The 14,714-nt window shown below is 68.8% G+C and carries 13 protein-coding genes, 1 tRNA gene and 1 pseudogene; 6 read left to right on the top strand and 9 right to left on the bottom strand.

What is annotated here, in order from left to right; translation table 11 throughout:
- Nucleotides 1-77: 77 nt before the first annotated feature.
- Both AB5I40_RS28930 and AB5I40_RS28925 read left to right on the top strand, forming a co-directional pair.
- Nucleotides 78-368, top strand: coding sequence for a hypothetical protein (locus AB5I40_RS28930; protein ID WP_370933345.1), 291 nt, complete (start codon nucleotides 78-80; stop codon nucleotides 366-368).
- The gene (locus AB5I40_RS28925) at nucleotides 368-937 is read left to right on the top strand and encodes a hypothetical protein (RefSeq protein WP_370933344.1); all 570 of its coding nucleotides are present in this window, start codon (nucleotides 368-370) and stop codon (nucleotides 935-937) included. The genes AB5I40_RS28930 and AB5I40_RS28925 overlap by 1 nt, the downstream gene beginning before the upstream one ends.
- On the opposite strand, the gene AB5I40_RS28920 is transcribed toward AB5I40_RS28925, so the two are convergent.
- The 5 genes from AB5I40_RS28920 to AB5I40_RS28900 all read right to left on the bottom strand — a co-directional run bounded on the left by AB5I40_RS28920 (nucleotide 934) and on the right by AB5I40_RS28900 (nucleotide 3,228).
- Nucleotides 934-1,728 carry an SAM-dependent methyltransferase gene (locus AB5I40_RS28920; RefSeq protein ID WP_370933342.1) on the bottom strand — a complete coding sequence of 265 codons (795 nt, stop codon included), beginning with the start codon at nucleotides 1,726-1,728 and terminating at the stop codon, nucleotides 934-936. The two genes, AB5I40_RS28925 and AB5I40_RS28920, sit on opposite strands and share 4 nt — an antisense overlap.
- 9 nt (nucleotides 1,729-1,737) lie before the next feature.
- Nucleotides 1,738-2,061: a hypothetical protein gene (locus AB5I40_RS28915; RefSeq protein WP_370933340.1), complete on the bottom strand. Its 324-nt coding sequence runs from the start codon at nucleotides 2,059-2,061 to the stop codon at nucleotides 1,738-1,740.
- 90 nt (nucleotides 2,062-2,151) lie between these two features.
- A tRNA-Ser gene (locus AB5I40_RS28910) sits at nucleotides 2,152-2,238 on the bottom strand.
- A 43-nt stretch (nucleotides 2,239-2,281) separates the two neighbouring features.
- Nucleotides 2,282-2,722 carry a nucleoside deaminase gene (locus tag AB5I40_RS28905; RefSeq protein ID WP_370933339.1) on the bottom strand — a complete coding sequence of 147 codons (441 nt, stop codon included), beginning with the start codon at nucleotides 2,720-2,722 and terminating at the stop codon, nucleotides 2,282-2,284.
- A gap of 23 nt (nucleotides 2,723-2,745) precedes the next feature.
- Nucleotides 2,746-3,228 (bottom strand): tRNA adenosine deaminase-associated protein, encoded by a 483-nt coding sequence (locus AB5I40_RS28900; protein WP_344266077.1) that lies wholly within the window; start codon nucleotides 3,226-3,228, stop codon nucleotides 2,746-2,748.
- 76 nt (nucleotides 3,229-3,304) lie between these two features.
- Here AB5I40_RS28900 and AB5I40_RS28895 point away from each other — a divergent pair, with 76 nt between their 5' ends.
- Together AB5I40_RS28895 and AB5I40_RS28890 are read left to right on the top strand one after the other, a co-directional pair.
- Nucleotides 3,305-4,534, top strand: coding sequence for a M20 family metallopeptidase (locus AB5I40_RS28895; RefSeq protein WP_370933337.1), 1,230 nt, complete (start codon nucleotides 3,305-3,307; stop codon nucleotides 4,532-4,534).
- 214 nt (nucleotides 4,535-4,748) lie between these two features.
- Nucleotides 4,749-5,651 carry a dihydrodipicolinate synthase family protein gene (locus AB5I40_RS28890; protein ID WP_370933335.1) on the top strand — a complete coding sequence of 301 codons (903 nt, stop codon included), beginning with the start codon at nucleotides 4,749-4,751 and terminating at the stop codon, nucleotides 5,649-5,651.
- Nucleotides 5,652-5,655: 4 nt separating this feature from the next.
- Here the strand turns inward: AB5I40_RS28890 and AB5I40_RS28885 are convergent, their stop codons facing one another.
- Entirely contained in the window at nucleotides 5,656-6,621 is a 966-nt protein-coding gene (locus AB5I40_RS28885) for an RNA polymerase subunit sigma-70 (protein WP_370933333.1), read from the bottom strand.
- A 210-nt stretch (nucleotides 6,622-6,831) separates the two neighbouring features.
- Between AB5I40_RS28885 and lysA the strand changes: the two genes are divergently transcribed.
- Nucleotides 6,832-8,166 (top strand): diaminopimelate decarboxylase, encoded by a 1,335-nt coding sequence (gene lysA, locus AB5I40_RS28880; RefSeq protein WP_370933331.1) that lies wholly within the window; start codon nucleotides 6,832-6,834, stop codon nucleotides 8,164-8,166.
- Here lysA and AB5I40_RS28875 read toward each other — a convergent pair.
- Nucleotides 8,163-9,689, bottom strand: a complete 1,527-nt coding sequence (locus tag AB5I40_RS28875; protein ID WP_370933329.1) for an APC family permease — start codon at nucleotides 9,687-9,689, stop codon at nucleotides 8,163-8,165. The genes lysA and AB5I40_RS28875 overlap by 4 nt on opposite strands.
- A 190-nt stretch (nucleotides 9,690-9,879) precedes the next feature.
- On the opposite strand from AB5I40_RS28875, the gene AB5I40_RS28870 reads away from it, so the two are divergent.
- The gene (locus AB5I40_RS28870; protein ID WP_370933328.1) at nucleotides 9,880-10,377 is read left to right on the top strand and encodes an Lrp/AsnC family transcriptional regulator; all 498 of its coding nucleotides are present in this window, start codon (nucleotides 9,880-9,882) and stop codon (nucleotides 10,375-10,377) included.
- Between the two features lie 1,796 nt (nucleotides 10,378-12,173).
- On the opposite strand, the gene AB5I40_RS28865 is transcribed toward AB5I40_RS28870, so the two are convergent.
- On the bottom strand, nucleotides 12,174-14,006 hold the full coding sequence (locus AB5I40_RS28865) for a LamG-like jellyroll fold domain-containing protein (protein ID WP_370933327.1): 1,833 nt from the start codon (nucleotides 14,004-14,006) through the stop codon (nucleotides 12,174-12,176).
- A gap of 112 nt (nucleotides 14,007-14,118) precedes the next feature.
- Nucleotides 14,119-14,592: pseudogene (locus AB5I40_RS28860) on the bottom strand (DUF6328 family protein); the annotation flags it as partial.
- Nucleotides 14,593-14,714 lie beyond the last annotated feature (122 nt).

Below are 14,714 nucleotides of genomic sequence, written 5' to 3'. Positions count from 1 at the left end.
GGGCCGCCTCGATGGGGTTAGATCTGTCCAGAGGGTGGCGGGCCGCGGTTCGCGCTCTCCCGGAAGCGGAGGTCCCGATGGCAGGTTCGACGAGCGAGCGGCTCAACGCCGCCGCGGACGCGCTCGATCGAGCGGCTGCCGACGCGGACCGCGCGGCGGGCCGGTTCGCCGAAGCCCGCCTCGAATCGACGCCGTGGGGGATTTCCGCGCCCGCACGGGAAATCGCCGCCCGGTGGGAGGCCGCGCTCGCCGCGCGGGACGTCGACGCGCGCATCCTTGGCGACGCGACGTCCGACCTCGCCGGCCAGCTGCGGATGGCCGCCCGCGGCCACCACCGCCCGACGATCGCGACGGCGCTGCTGAGTTGATGCCGTTCCTCCACCCGGCGCTGGACAACGCGGCCGCCGGGCTTGCTTCATTGGGCGCCGCGGCCGCCGTGATCGGCGCACCGGACCCGGTCACCGCGCTGCGACAGATCGACTGTTCCCCGCAGACGATCCGCGAATCGGCACGCACGCTGTCGGGCGGCCGCGACGTTCTGGTCATGGCCCGCCTGGAGTTCGAACGCGGGGCGCACAGCGCGGAACGCAAATGGGGCGGCGAACCGGCCGCGCAATTCCGGGGCAGCGCCGACGAACTGGACGCGCACTACCGCCAGGCCGCCGAAGCCGCCGCGCGCACCGCGTCCGTCGGCTTGGATCTGGCGGATCTCCTTGACCGGCTGGCGGATCAGACTGCGGCGCGCGTCATGCTGATCGCGGAAGGCGTGTCTCCGGCAACTGTCGCGCTGCTGGCCGGAGACCGATCCGCGGAACCGGCGGTCCGAGAGGCGTGCGGAACGATCGCCGAAGCGGTCGCTCGCGGCGTCGCGACCATAGGAGAGGCAACGACTTTCCTCGACGCCTTCGGAACACCGGTGCTGCAGGAAGAAAACTAGCGAGTCGCGGTCACGAATCCGCCGCGCGTGCTGTCCAGCGGCTCGCGTCCGTACTGAACGGCAAGTTCCGCGACAGTAACGGTTTCCGGCCGCCAGCCGTGCTCGGCGAGCCACTCCGGAGCGTCTCCGGCAAGACCGCCGAGCCAGAGCTCCGTGACCTCGCCGCCGACGTTGCGCGCCTGATCCAGCAACCCGTCCCGTTCGCCGTCCGGCCGGTGCTCGAAGGAGATCCGGCTGCCTGGCGCGGACAACTCGGTGACGGTCGTCAGCAACCGCTCCGCCTCGTCCCGGCTGAGGTAAATGAGCAGGCCCTCGGCGAGCCAGACCGTCGGCTGTTCCGGGTCGAATCCCTCGTTTTTCAAGGCAGCGGCCCAGTTGTCCCGCAGATCCACCGGGACGGCCGTGCGCTCGCACTGGGGCCGCGCACCTTGTTCGGCCAGCACGGCTTCCTTGAACGCGAGCACGTCCGGCAGGTCGACCTCGAACACCCGCGCGCCGTCCGGCCAGTCGAGCCGGAACGCACGAGCGTCGAGACCGGCCGCCAGAAGGACCGTCTGCGTCCCGCCGGAAACGAAGTCGTCGAAGAACCGGGTGCGGATCGCGACCTGTTGCGCGAACACCATCCCGAGCCGGGAATCCCGCTCTTTGCCTTCGAAGATCGCGCGCCCGGCATGGAAGAACGCACCCGCGTAAGGATCCTCGAACAGCCGGTCCGGCCGCCCGCTCTCCAACGCACGAAGCCCAGCCACCCCAACCGCGGTCTTGCCGACCGGCGGAAGCTCTTCGCTCATGAGCCCACGCTACTTCGGCATCAGCGCTTGGATCTCCTCGACCAGCTGCCGCACCTTCTTTTTGTCGGACGAACTGTAGTAAAAGGTGCACAGATCGGCCTTGTCGCCGCCAGAGGCCGGGTTCTCGATGACCGCGGTCGATGCCCCGGTCACCTTGAACTTGAGACACCCCGGACTGAACGCCCCCGGTTCGGTGTTGCTGACGTCGCTGATCTTGCTGACCGCGAAGCTGTGTCTCTTGTCCGCTCCGAACAGCCCGTCCTTGATCGCGGCCTTGATCGTCACCTGCTTGCCGCTGAACGTGAGCGACCGACGCCGGGCATAGATGTACAACGCGCCACCTCCGGTACGGGGACCAGCTACCGGAAGGTCAAACGAACGAACCCCGGCCGGAGTGCCCGGTCGGGGTTCGTTCGTGAAGAGCGGTGGCGGTGGGATTTGAACCCACGGACGGGATTAACCGTCACACGATTTCGAGTCGTGCTCCTTCGGCCGCTCGGACACGCCACCGCCAAGAACAATACCGGACCCCCTTCGCGGGGTGCGGCGGGGGTTACTCGGCCCCGGGCCGGCGGTCCGCGAAGTACGCCTCGAGCAGGGCGGCGCAGTCGTTTTCGAGCACTCCGCCGAGGACTTCCGGCCGGTGGTTGAGGCGGCGGTCGCGCACGACGTCCCACAGCGACGACACCGCGCCCGTCTTGGGCTCCCAGGCCCCGAACACCAGCCGGGCGACGCGGGCGAGCACGAGCGCGCCGGCGCACATCGTGCAGGGCTCCAGGGTGACCGCGAGCGTGCAGCCCTCGAGCCGCCAGCCGTCGCCGAATTCGCGGGCCGCCGCGCGCAGGGCGAGGACCTCCGCGTGCGCGGTGGGGTCAGCCAGTTCGACGCGCGCGTTGCGGGCCGCGGCCAGCGGACGTCCGTCCGGATCGAACACGACCGCGCCGATCGGCACGTCGGCACCAGGAGCGCGGGCCGCGTCCAGCGCGGCCCGCACGGCCTCGATGTCGTCCGGCCGTCTCAGAGCTGGTCCAGCAGTTTCGAGAACTCGGCCTCGAAGCCGCACCGCTGGGCGATCATCTGGAGCTGCTCGTCCGGGTAGAGGTCGACCTCGCCGACGATCACCTCCAGCTCGCCGCCGGGAAGGCCGAGGTCGGCCAGGATGTCGAGATCGCCCTCGGGCCAGACGGCGTCGTCGTCCTCGTCGGGCGGGTCGACGCGCAGCACGTCGAGGACGTCCGCCGCGATGTCGTAGTCGAGCGCCGCGGCGGCGTCCGACAGCAGCAGCGACGGTCCCCTCGGGCTCGGCCGGACGATCACGAAGAACTCGTCGTCGACGGCCAGCAGGCCGAACGCCGCCCCGGTCGACCGGAGCTTGCCCAGCTCGGTGATCGCCGCGTCCAACTCTGTGAGCGCCGAGGAATCGAGCGCACTGCACCGCCACCGACCGTCTTCACGGACCACAGCTATCGCGAAGCCCGTGACCGGCTCTTGCACCGCCATGCGCACACCGTATTCCGCCTCGCTGGCGAACGCACGCACGGTGCGCCCGAAGCGTGCGAGGTGCCACTATCGAGCCATGACCGGACCCACCGACCTCCCCACCCTGCCCGGCAACCGGCACGCCGGGCTGCTCGACGCCGCACGGCAGCTGCAGGACCGCACTGTCGAGCTCCGCCGCGCTGTGCACCGGCACCCTGAACAGGGCTTGCAGCTGCCGCGCACCCAGGCGGCGATCCGCGCCGCGCTGGCCGACCTGCCGATCGAACTCACCGACGGCCGCTCCACGACGTCGCTCACCGGCGTGCTGCGCGGGGCCCGTCCCGGACCGGCCATCCTGCTGCGGGCCGACATGGACGCGTTGCCGCTGACCGAGGACACCGGCCTGGAGTTCTCGTCCGAGATCGACGGTTCGATGCACGCCTGCGGACACGACACGCACGTCGCGATGCTCGCCTCCGCGGCGCGGCTGTTGTCGGAGCGCGTCGACGACCTGGCGGGCTCGGTGGTGTTCATGTTCCAGCCGGGCGAGGAGGGCCTGCACGGCGCGCGGCACATGATCCACGAGGGCGTGCTGGACGCGGCCGGCACGCGCGTCACGCGAGCCTTCGGCCTGCACACGATCGCCAACAGCCCGAGCGGCGTCTTGCAGGTGCGCGGCGGGCCGATGATGGCCTCAGCCGACACGTTCAGCGTCGAGGTCACCGGCCGCGGCGGCCACGGTTCGGCCCCGCACGACGCCATCGACCCAGTCCCGGCCGCGGCGGCGATGGTCAGCGCGCTGCAGACGATGGTCACGCGCCGGATCAGCGTCTTCGACCCGGCAGTGGTCTCGGTGACCCGCATCGTGGCCGGAACGACGACGAACATCATCCCCGAGACGGCGGTGCTCGAGGGGACCATTCGCACCCTGTCGGAGACGACACGGTCCTTCGTCCGCGAGGAACTGCCGAAGGTGTGCGAGGCGGTCGGAGCGGCCCACGGATGTCGCGTGTCGGCCGGAGTGGACCCGGGCTACCCGACGACGGTCAACGACCCGGAGGTCGCGGCTGAGGTGTTGTCGCTGGGTGCCGACGTGCTGGGCGCGGAGAACGTCGAGGAGCTGACCACGCCGATCATGGGCGCGGAGGACTTCTCGTATGTGCTGCAACGGGTTCCGGGCACGTTCGCGTTCATCGGGGCGCGGGAGCCGGGGGCGGATCCGGCGACCACGGAGGACAACCACTCGAACCGGGTGAAGTTCCACGAACCAGCGATGGCCGCTGGGGTCGCTATGTACACCGCGTTCGCGTTGGACGCCCTGCGCTGAGGGTTCCGGCACGCCCCTTCCGCCGGGGCGTGCCAACTCGCCCGGCTTGCGCGCAACGCGTCGGCCATCCGCCCGCGGCACCTAGTTCTGCCAGGTCGGATCGCCCTTCAGCGCGGATCCAGGACGCACATCCCAAAGATCAGGACGATTGTCCTGGCTACCCTCGTGTTACCCTCCGACTGTCGAGACATCATATATCAGATCGGATCTGCTCGTGGCGTTCGAGAAACAGCGACAGCGACTCGCTGGTGTGGTGGCGATCCCGGTGACCCCGTTCACCGCGGCCGGAGATGTGGACGCCGAGACGTACGAGCGGTTAGTCGAACGGCTCGTGCTGAGCGGCGTCGAGGTCGTCACGCCGAACGGCAACACCGGCGAGTTCTACGCGCTCGACGAGCAAGAAACGCGACAGTGCCTCGAAGTCACCACGAAGGCCGCGCGCGAGGCGAGCGTCCTCGCTGGCGTTGGCCATGACGTGCGTACAGCCGTGAAGGCCGCGAAGCACGCGCGCGCTTCCGGAGCGGACATGGTGATGATCCATCAGCCCGTGCATCCGTACGTCTCGCGCGCGGGCTGGATCGACTACCACCGCGCCATCGCGAACGAAGTGCCCGAGCTCGGGGTTGTCCTGTACGTGCGCAACCCCGCCATCGAAGGTTCAGACCTGGCACAGCTCGCCGACGCCGCGCCGAACGTGCTCGGCGTGAAGTACGCAGTGCCGGACCCAGTGCGCTTCCGCACCGTCGCGCGCGACGCGGGGTACGAGCGCTTCGTGTGGATCGCGGGCCTCGCCGAACTGTCCGCCCCTGGGTACTTCGCAGTCGGCGCGACGGGCTTCACCTCCGGCCTGGTGAACGTCGCGCCGCAAATCTCGCTCGACCTGTTCCGCCACCTGCGCAACCACGACTTCGCCGGAGCGATGGAGATCTGGGACCGCATCCGCCCGTTCGAGCAGATGCGCGCCGCGGAGGGCAACGCCAACAACGTCAGCGTGGTCAAGGACGCCCTCTCCCAGCTCGGCCTGTGCCGCCCCGACGTGCGGCCGCCGAGCAGGCTGCTGACGGCCGCGGAACGGGACCAGCTGTTCGAAATCCTGTCCTCGTGGGGGCTTTCGTAACGCGTCAGGCAAACACCGGCGGGAGGTCGAAAGCCGGGAAGACTTCCGGACCGAAGGTGGTCACCTCCGCGACGCGGCCGCCGTCCAGACGCAGCGTCACCAGTCCGAAGGCCCGGAACTCTCCGACTGTGCGCGCGTACGTGGCGAGCGCGGGCAGACCGTTCGCGCGCGTCTCGACAACGCGGAACTCGGCAGCGTCGCCGCCATGCAACGCCGGTGCCCAGCCTTCGAGCACTGCGGCGCGTCCCGCGTACCACGTCGGCTCCGGTCCCATATGCCCGCCAGCGCCAGGCGCGTGGCTGCAACGCACGTCTTCGCGCAACAGTTCAGCGAAGGCCGCTTCGTCGTGCTCTACGAGCGCCTTCACGTACTTCGCGACGACAGCGCGTTCCTCGTCGCTCGCGGACGCCGATGCCCACTCCGTACGTCGCGTAGGCAAGTGCTCCTGCAATTCGGCCCGCGCGCGCAACACGTTGCTGTTCACCGACGCAGGCGTCGTACCGAGCGCTGAAGCCGTTTCGCGCGCAGACCAGCCGAGTACGTCGCGAAGCACCAACGCAGCCCGCTGTCGCGGCGAAAGATGCTGGATGGCTGCGAGGAACGCCAACTCCACCGTCTCGAGTGCGACGACGACAGCGTCCGGCTGAAGCGCACTGTCCGGCGCGGGCTGCAACCACGGCACCGCGACGTCGGGACGCGGCGCGAGGTCGGAGTCGTGCGTGACCGGAAGATCGAGTGTCGGCAGCTCGCGCGGGTGTGCGTCGAGGTGGTCGAGACACGCGTTAGTCGCGATCCGGTACAACCACGCCCGCAGGCTCGCGCGGCCCGCGTACGTCGAACGGCCGCGCCACGCGCGCAGCAGAGTCTCCTGGACCAGGTCTTCCGCCTCGTCGAACGAGCCCAGCATCCGGTAGCAGTGCACCCGCAGCTCGTGCCGGTACGGCTCGGTCTCGCTCGCGAAGTCGGTCATCTGTTCAACCATGTCCGATAAGACGGCCGGGCACCGGAAAACTCAGCAAACCCCAGCTCAACCAGGGTGTGGCGGAGGTTACTCGCGCGTTAAAAGCGCGTCAGCACGACCGGCCGGACCGTCAGGGGCCCGTTTCCGGGACGTTCCGGACCGGGGTCGGCGCAGTGTGCTGGCGATGTTCGCCGCGATCGACATCGACCGGAGGTAACCGTGACGCTCAGCGAGCTGCTCCCGAGTCTCGGCTGCGAGGCCGCCGACCACCTAGAACCAGGGCTCTGGCCGCAAGGCACGAGGCTCGGCGAAGGCGGTGAGCTGCTCTTCGCCGGCGCGCCGGTCAGTCACCTGGCCGCGCGCTTCGGTACGCCCGCTTACCTGCTCGACGAGGAACAGGTGCGCGACACAGCCCGCGCGTACCGCCGTGCGCTGCCGGAGGCCGACGTCGCCTTCGCGAGCAAGGCACTCTGTACGCGAGCAGTGTTGCGTTGGGTCGCCGAAGAAGGACTGTCGCTCGACACGTGCTCCGCCGGTGAGATCGCTGTCGCGCGCGCTGTCGGCTTTCCTGCAGAGCGCATTCTGTTGCACGGCAACGCCAAAACGCCCGAAGACCTGAAAGCCGCGCTGCAGTACGGGGTCGGCCGCATCGTTCTCGACTCTCTCGACGAAGTAGAACAACTCGGCGCCCTCGCACACGGCGCGCAACGCGTCCTCATCCGCGTTACGCCCGGCGTCAGCGGCGACACACACGCTGCGATCACGACCGGCACTGAAGGACAGAAGTTCGGCTTCTCGCTACGCCCCGACGTACGAGACAACGTCGATCGCGCTGTCGCAGCAGTACTTTCGCAGCCGAGCCTGCAACTGACCGGACTGCACTGCCACATCGGCTCGCAAGTGTCCCGCGTGGACCGTTACGAAGAAGCCGCGCGAAAGATGGTCGAAGTGCTCGTCCGCATTCGCGACCAATACGGAATCACCTTGCGCGACTTGGATCTCGGCGGCGGACACGCGGTGCCGTACGCCGACCGCGAAGCGTCCTTCGACCTCGACGGGTACGCACGCCGCCTCCGCGTCGCCCTGGGCTACGAGTGCTCGTCACGCGACTTCCCGCTGCCACGCCTGACAATCGAGCCCGGACGCGCGATTGTCGGACCGGCGGGGATCACCGTGTACCGCGTGTGCGCCGTGAAACGCGGCGCGCGCACCTTCGTCGCAGTCGACGGCGGCATGAGCGACAACCCGCGCCCCGCGCTGTACGGCGCGCGCTACACCGCGCGTCTCGTCGGCCGTCGCACGAAGGCAGCGCGTACGCCGATGACGGTTGTCGGACGACACTGCGAGTCCGGTGACGTATTGGCGGACGTCTGCCTGCCCGACGACATCCACGTCGGCGATCTGCTGGCCGTACCGTGCACCGGCGCGTACCACCACTCGCTGGCGTCGAACTACAACCTCGTCGGCCGTCCACCGCTCGTCGGCGTACGCGACGGACACGCGACGCTCCTCGTACGCCGCGAAACCGAAGAAGACCTGCTTCGCCGCTGCTAGCTCTCGATGGTCTGACCGTCGCGGGCAACGGCGCCGCGCGTCAGACGTCGCCCGGCGAAGAAGTCACGGCAGGCACGTTGCACGGCAAACATCAACGGGAAACCCACGAGGATCGCTACGACGCCAATCACCGCGACACCGCCGATGCCGAACACAGTGGTCTCTCCAGCGTCAGGCTTCGCGTACGCGATCGCCGCGAGCACGAGTACCGCCAGGAAGAACACGCCGCCAACGAACGGCAGTAAGCCGCGAAGCAGGAAGTTGCGCACGCTCGACCACAGCGTCCGGCGAAACACCCACACGCACGCAAGCGCCGTCACCGTGAACTCGATCGCGATCGTGAGCCCGACCGCGTCGACCGAATCCGCGAGCACGTTGCGGCTCCACAACGCCAGCAGCACATACAAAGCGAGCGACACCAACCCAAACGCCCAAGTCGTCACCGACGGCGTCTGATACTTCGGATGCACGCGGCCGAACACCTTCGGCAACGCGCCGTGGCTCGCCATCGACAACGTCGTGCGCGCGGCGGGCATGATCGTCGCCTGACTCGTGGCGGCACCGCTGGTCAGCACCGACACGATCAGCAGCACCCCCATGACCTTCCCGAAACCGGACGTTCCGAACACCGCTCCGCCCAACCCGGCGAGCACGTCCTCGGCGTTCGCCTCGTTGGCCAGCCCGATCCCGTGCTCGCCGACGCCCGCGAAAGCCAGCGCGGCGACGGTCACCAGCAGGTAGTTGAGCACCAGCAGCACGGTCGACAGAATCGCCGCCCGGCCCGGAGCGTGCCGCGGATCCGCCGATTCCTCGTTCACCGAAAGCGAACTCTCCCAGCCCCAGTAGATGAAGACCGCGAGCAGCACCGCCGACACCGCCGTCCCGACACTGACCCCGCTCGGCCACAGCCAGTCCCACTGCGGCGTCGTCGCCTGCGGGCCCGCAGTGCCGCTGTAGACGCGCGTAAGCGCTACGACGGAGAAGATCACCAGGACGGCGAGTTCGATGCCGAGGAGGACCCACTGCGCCCGCGCGGACACCTCGATGCCGCGGTAGCACAGCCAGCACAACGCGAGCAGCCACGCGCAGCCGATCGCCGTCGTCACCGCGCGGTTGTTCGCGAGGTCGTCTAGACCAAACAGCAGCAGCGTGTACCGGCCGGTCAGCGCCGACTGACTGCTCATCACCAGCAGCTGTTCCACGAGGACGACCCAGCCGGTCATCCAGCCGACGCGACTGCCGAACGCGCGGGTGGCCCACGTGAAGTTGGTGCCGCAATCGGGTTCGGCCGCATTGAGTTCCCGGAAGGCAAAGGCGACGAACAGCACCGGGACGAACGACAGCAGCACGAACGCGGCGGCCTTGAACCCCGTTCCGGCGAGCACGATGAACCCGAGCGTCGCCGCGATCGAATAAGCCGGGGCGGTCGACGACAAACCGATCACCGTCGAAGACACCATGCCCAGCGCGTTCGAGCGGAGCCCCTTGGCCGGCACCACAGGCGCGGCGACGGCTTCAGTCATTGGAATATTCCTCCTCAAGATCGGCGGTCCGCGACCGTACCCGGCGTTTGCCCGAGCCAGAACGGCGGCGTGCGGAGCGCGCATGTCCGCCATCTGGAGAAGAAAACGGGAAAGGGTCTCCTGCTCTCCGGCTCCTGCCGATACGCTGCGCGTCTGACGAATCACATGCCGAAACACAGGGAGGGACGGCATGGGTGACGAAAACCGTACGAAAATCGAGGAACCGCGTGCTCCGAGAGCGCTAGACGCGACCGACCGGACGCTCATCACGCTGTTACAGGAAGACGGCAGGGCGTCGTTCACCGCGCTGGCCAAGGCGGTGGGTCTTTCGGAAGGCGCGGTGCGGCAGCGAGTACAGCGGCTGCTGCGAGAGGAAATGGTGCAGATAGTCGCCGTGACCTCGCCAGAACACGTCGACCTGACCCGAAGGGCCATGGTCGGCATCACGGTGGACGGAGACGCCCGCGAAGTGGCCCAGCAACTGGCCAAGGTCGCCGACGTACACCAGGTGGCACTCTGCTCGGGCCGCTTCGACCTGCTGGCGGAACTGCTGTGCCGCGACGACGACCACCTGCTGTCCGTACTCGGCGACGAGGTACGGCCAATCGCGGGAGTCGTCGCGACGGAGCTGTTCGTGTACCTGAAGCTCGCGAAACAGGACTACTCGTGGGGAAGGCTGACTGCCTGACCCGCGGGCCGGTTTCGCGGCCGGGCCCATGGCTGGCTTCGCGGCTGGGTTGCGGCTGAGTGCATGGCTGGCGTGCTCAGGCTGGGTTCTCGGTGGGGTTCTCGGTCTGAGATGCGCGGCGGCCCGGGTTCTTCCACCTGGCGCGGACGGACTGTGGTTTGGCCGGGTTTCTTCGGCTGGGCGAGGGCCTGGCCGGGTTCCTGAGCTGGGCTTGTGGTCTTGGTCCATGGGTTGGAGCACTCGGTTTGGCTGGGCTTTCGGTCCCTGGTCCCCGGACTGAAGCACTCGGCTTGGGACATGCCCTCAGGCTGACGGTGTCGGTCCGGACAGGACTGATGCCCCGGCTGCGTCGGCTTGGCTTCGCGGACTGGATCGGGCCGGTCCCCGGAGCTGGCTCCGTCTGGTTCCTGAACTGGACTGGACCACCGGGCACGGTCCCCGGACTGCCGCCCCGGCTGGCGCTACTGACGTGCCTTGACTGGCCCAATGGGCCGGACCAAGGCACGGTCCTCGGACCGCCGATCCCAGCTGGTGTCCACGAGCTGGATCAGCCGAGTTCGGGTTCGGACCGGGCGGGGATCGGTCCAAGCGCGGGTCCGGGCTTCGGGGCTCCGGCACTGGCTTCGGAACTCCGGTTCCAGCATCAGCGCTGGTTGCGGCTTCGAGAGTCGGACATGAGTGCTGGCCCCGGCAACGGGCTCCGGCCCACCCGCGAGTTCCAGCACGGATCCCAGCCCCACTGCTGGTCCAGCAACGACGCTGGCCAGCACGGGTTCCCCCCACCCCGACGACCGTTTCCAGCAACGACGCTGGCGCGGCACCCGGCCTGGCCAGTGGCCGCAGGCTCAGCCGCCAGTTCCAGTAACGAGGCCAAACCGTCGACGAAGCAGGTTCAGCCCCATTTCCGGCAACGACGCCGGTCCCGGCATCACCCGACGTCGCCCGTCGAAGACGTCGACCCCGGCACCACCCGACGTCGCCCGTCGAAAACGGAGACGTCGACCCCGGCAACGGGCGTCAGCCCGAGCCACCGGCATCCGTGCCGACCAGGCACGGGACTCTGGCCCAAGCACCGGTTCCAGCAACGGCCCCGGAATCCCGCCCAGCATCGACGCTGGCCCGCCTCCGGTCGCACACCGACGTTCCCGGCCCCAGTCCCCGGCACGGGAACGCTCGCCAATTCCGCACGGCAGCCTTGTCCCACTCACCGGGACGGCACTGGCCTCGAAGAAATGGACCCGAGACCGGCGCTCACCCCCGACCGAATTCGGTACCACCCACTGCGAAGCTCCGAGCCGATGCCTATTACACCCTCTTCCCCGATTAGACCGACTGGCCGAAGCCATCCGTTTCGCTAATGCCCCCGAACGGCCGCACGAGTCGAATTTGCCTACTGCGCAATCGGAATAACGCGCCCTGGATTCCGTATCGGCCTTCGGCCAACAAGTCGGTTCCGCAATCTCCAGTCGCCACGCCTGTCTTCCGCAATCCCCGAGCCGCGGCGACCTTCCGCGAACCCGAGCCACAGGTCCGCCTTCCGCAATCCCACAGCCACCGCAGCCCGCCTTCCACAACTCCAAGTCACGGCGTCCGCCTCCCGTCACCTCCAGCCACGGCGTCCGCCGCCCGCAACCCCCTCAGCGACCGCATTCGCCTTCCGCAACCCCGAGCCGCCGCGGCCGCCTTTCGCAATCCGTGAGTCGCCGCGACCACCTCCCGCATCGCTCAGCCGCCGTGCCAGCCTTCCGCGAACCGCGGTCGCCAGCCGCAATTGCCGAGCAGCCAACCGGCGCGGCCTATCCGCCCAGCAGAAATTCGCGCGGAGCCAGCGCCCGGTCGACCACCCGCGCCTCGCCGATCTCGCCGTAGAAGCTGCGTTCCACCTTGCCCCGGTACGACGACGCGCCGACCAGCCAGCCGCCGCCCGGGTTGGCCAGGCCGATCGCCGGCGTCTTGGGGTTGCGCAGCAGCGGGCAGCCATCGACGTACAGCGTGCTGCGCCACCCGTCGTTGACGACCGCGACGTGCCACCACTTCGCCAGCGGCAGCTCGTGCCCCCAGTTGGTCGAGATCCCGTTCTGGTTCAACGGGAACACCGCCCACTGCAGCTCCGCGCCGTCCGAGACGCTGAACGTCGCGGCCGATTCGTTCGGGTCGTCGCCGGACTTTCCGGCCGCGCCGCCGTTGCCGAGGCGCGCGAAGATGCCGCACCAGCCGTGGGTGCCGTCGCGGAAGTCGTCGGGCAGGCGGACGAACGCTTCGACGGTATAGCCGCGCTGGAAGGTCAGGGTGTTCATCGGTGCGTTGTCGACGGTCTGGAGGTACGCGCCGCGACCGGGATTGCGCGCACCGTCGAAGCGAAGGCTCGCCCGCGACGGTTGGCGAGGCGCGAAATCCGCCGAGTAAGTCAACGCCGTCGGCCCGCTGCCCGGCACGGTCATGCGGCGCAGATCGTTGCCGCGGCCGGTGAGGTCCTTGATCACCGCGTTGTCCGGCACCGGAGCGCCCGCGCGACCTCCCTCGAATCGCCAGTACGCGACGGTTCCCGGCACGAGCTGCGGCTTCACCGGACGGGCCGGCGGCACCGGAACGGGCGCGAAACCGGCGAACCGCTTGTCGAAGTCGATGTCGATGCTGAAGTAGTCGACATCGGTGCTGCGCTCGGCCTCGATGCGCTCGAGTTCGGTGAGGTCGCGCTTGCCGTCGAGCCACGGCGAGAAGGTGCGGACGTCGATCACCCCGCGGGCGACGTCGAACTGGTACAGCCGGATCATGCCGCTGCCGCCGTAGTAGCGATCCTGGTAGTTCGTGAGGTGCAGGTGCACGTCGTGGCCGGCGGCGTTGCGCTTCACCAGCCGGCTCGGCGGCCAGTAGTGGCCGTTGAGGGTCAGGAAGATCTGGTCGCTTTCGTTGACGAACTCGTCCCAAACCTGCTGGCCGAAGTCCGACAGGAACGCCTTGCCCTGCTCGTCGGAGTTGACCAGCTCGTGGATCGTGAGGATGGCGGGCATCCGCGGGTGCTGCGCGAGAACCTGCTTCGCCCACGCGAAACCGCCCGCTGACGGACGCCAATCCATCGCGAGCACCAGCCATTCCCGACCGGCGGCGCGGAACACGTGGTAGGTGTTGTAGCCGTCCTTCGAGGCACCGCGGAACGTCGGCGAGTTGCGCTGCCGCTGCGGCCCGAACGCGTCGAGGTACGGCGTGCGGCCGCGCTGGTCGTCGGTGGAGCCGTTGATGTCGTGGTTGCCCGCGAGTGTGCTGTACGGGAAGCGGAACCGGTCGAGCGCCTGGAACGACCGGCTGATGCCAGCGAACTCCCGCACCTGCCCGTTCTGCGTCAGGTCGCCGAGGTGCGCGAGGAAGACAACGTTGTCGTCGTGCGCGTGACGCAGCACGTACGACAACGACGCGTCCACCGGCGTCGAGTCGCCCCGGTCCTCGTCGAACAGGTACTGGGTGTCCGGCATGACCGCGATCGTGAACCGCGGACTATCACCGTCCGGCCGACGAGCGACGCTGGGATCAGCCGCGGCGATCCCGTTCAGACCAGGAAGCGCGGACACCGCCGCGCCGGCACCGAGGATTCCGGCACCGCGCAGGAAGTTCCGCCGTGAAGAGTCAGTCACGAGCAGGAAGCTACGGGCCAGCCCCAACCGCTACGGCAACAATTGCCGACGGCTCGATGAACAGCTCCGTTTCCGTCCAGTGCAGGACAAACCCGGCGCGCCTTGACGCCGCTCAGTGACCGTCCCGTCGCCTTTGGTCGCCGACGAGCATGCCCGGCACCGCAAACCACAGCAGCCCGAACAGCAACACCGCCATCCCGCCGACGAGCCCCATCGCAACCGGTCCGAAGGAGACCTTCGCGATCAACGCCACGGTCACCGTGATCGCCGCGGCAAGACACCCGAAGCCAACAAGCACGACCCGGTTGCCGACCCGCAGGATCTCCTCCCGCCGCCCAGTCCGGAACAGCATGCGATGCCACGCCGCAGGCGCGATCAGCAACGCCGTCGCCGCGACGGTGAGCAGCACCGCGAGCAGGTGCAGCGTCTTCTCGAACCCGCTGGCGTCGTGGAACCGGCCCGTGAAGACCACCGACAGCAGGAACCCGAAGAGGATCTGCACGCCCGCCTGCGCGACCCGCAGCTCCTGCAACAGCTCGCCGACGTTCCGCTGCAGCATCTGGTTCCGCGTCTCGCCAGTGTGCTCGACGTCGTCGCCAACCTCCGTCGATCCAGTGTCCTGCGCCGGCCCGCCGGGCTCAGCGAACCCGCCGCCATCCGACGATCCGGTGCGTTGCGCCGCCCCTATGGATGGCGCTGGTGCGGCGG

Source organism: Amycolatopsis sp. cg13 (genome assembly GCF_041346965.1).
Lineage (GTDB): Bacteria > Actinomycetota > Actinomycetes > Mycobacteriales > Pseudonocardiaceae > Amycolatopsis.
The sequence above is the reverse complement of the archived record's forward strand: the minus strand, read 5'-3'. Positions and strand labels throughout refer to the sequence as shown.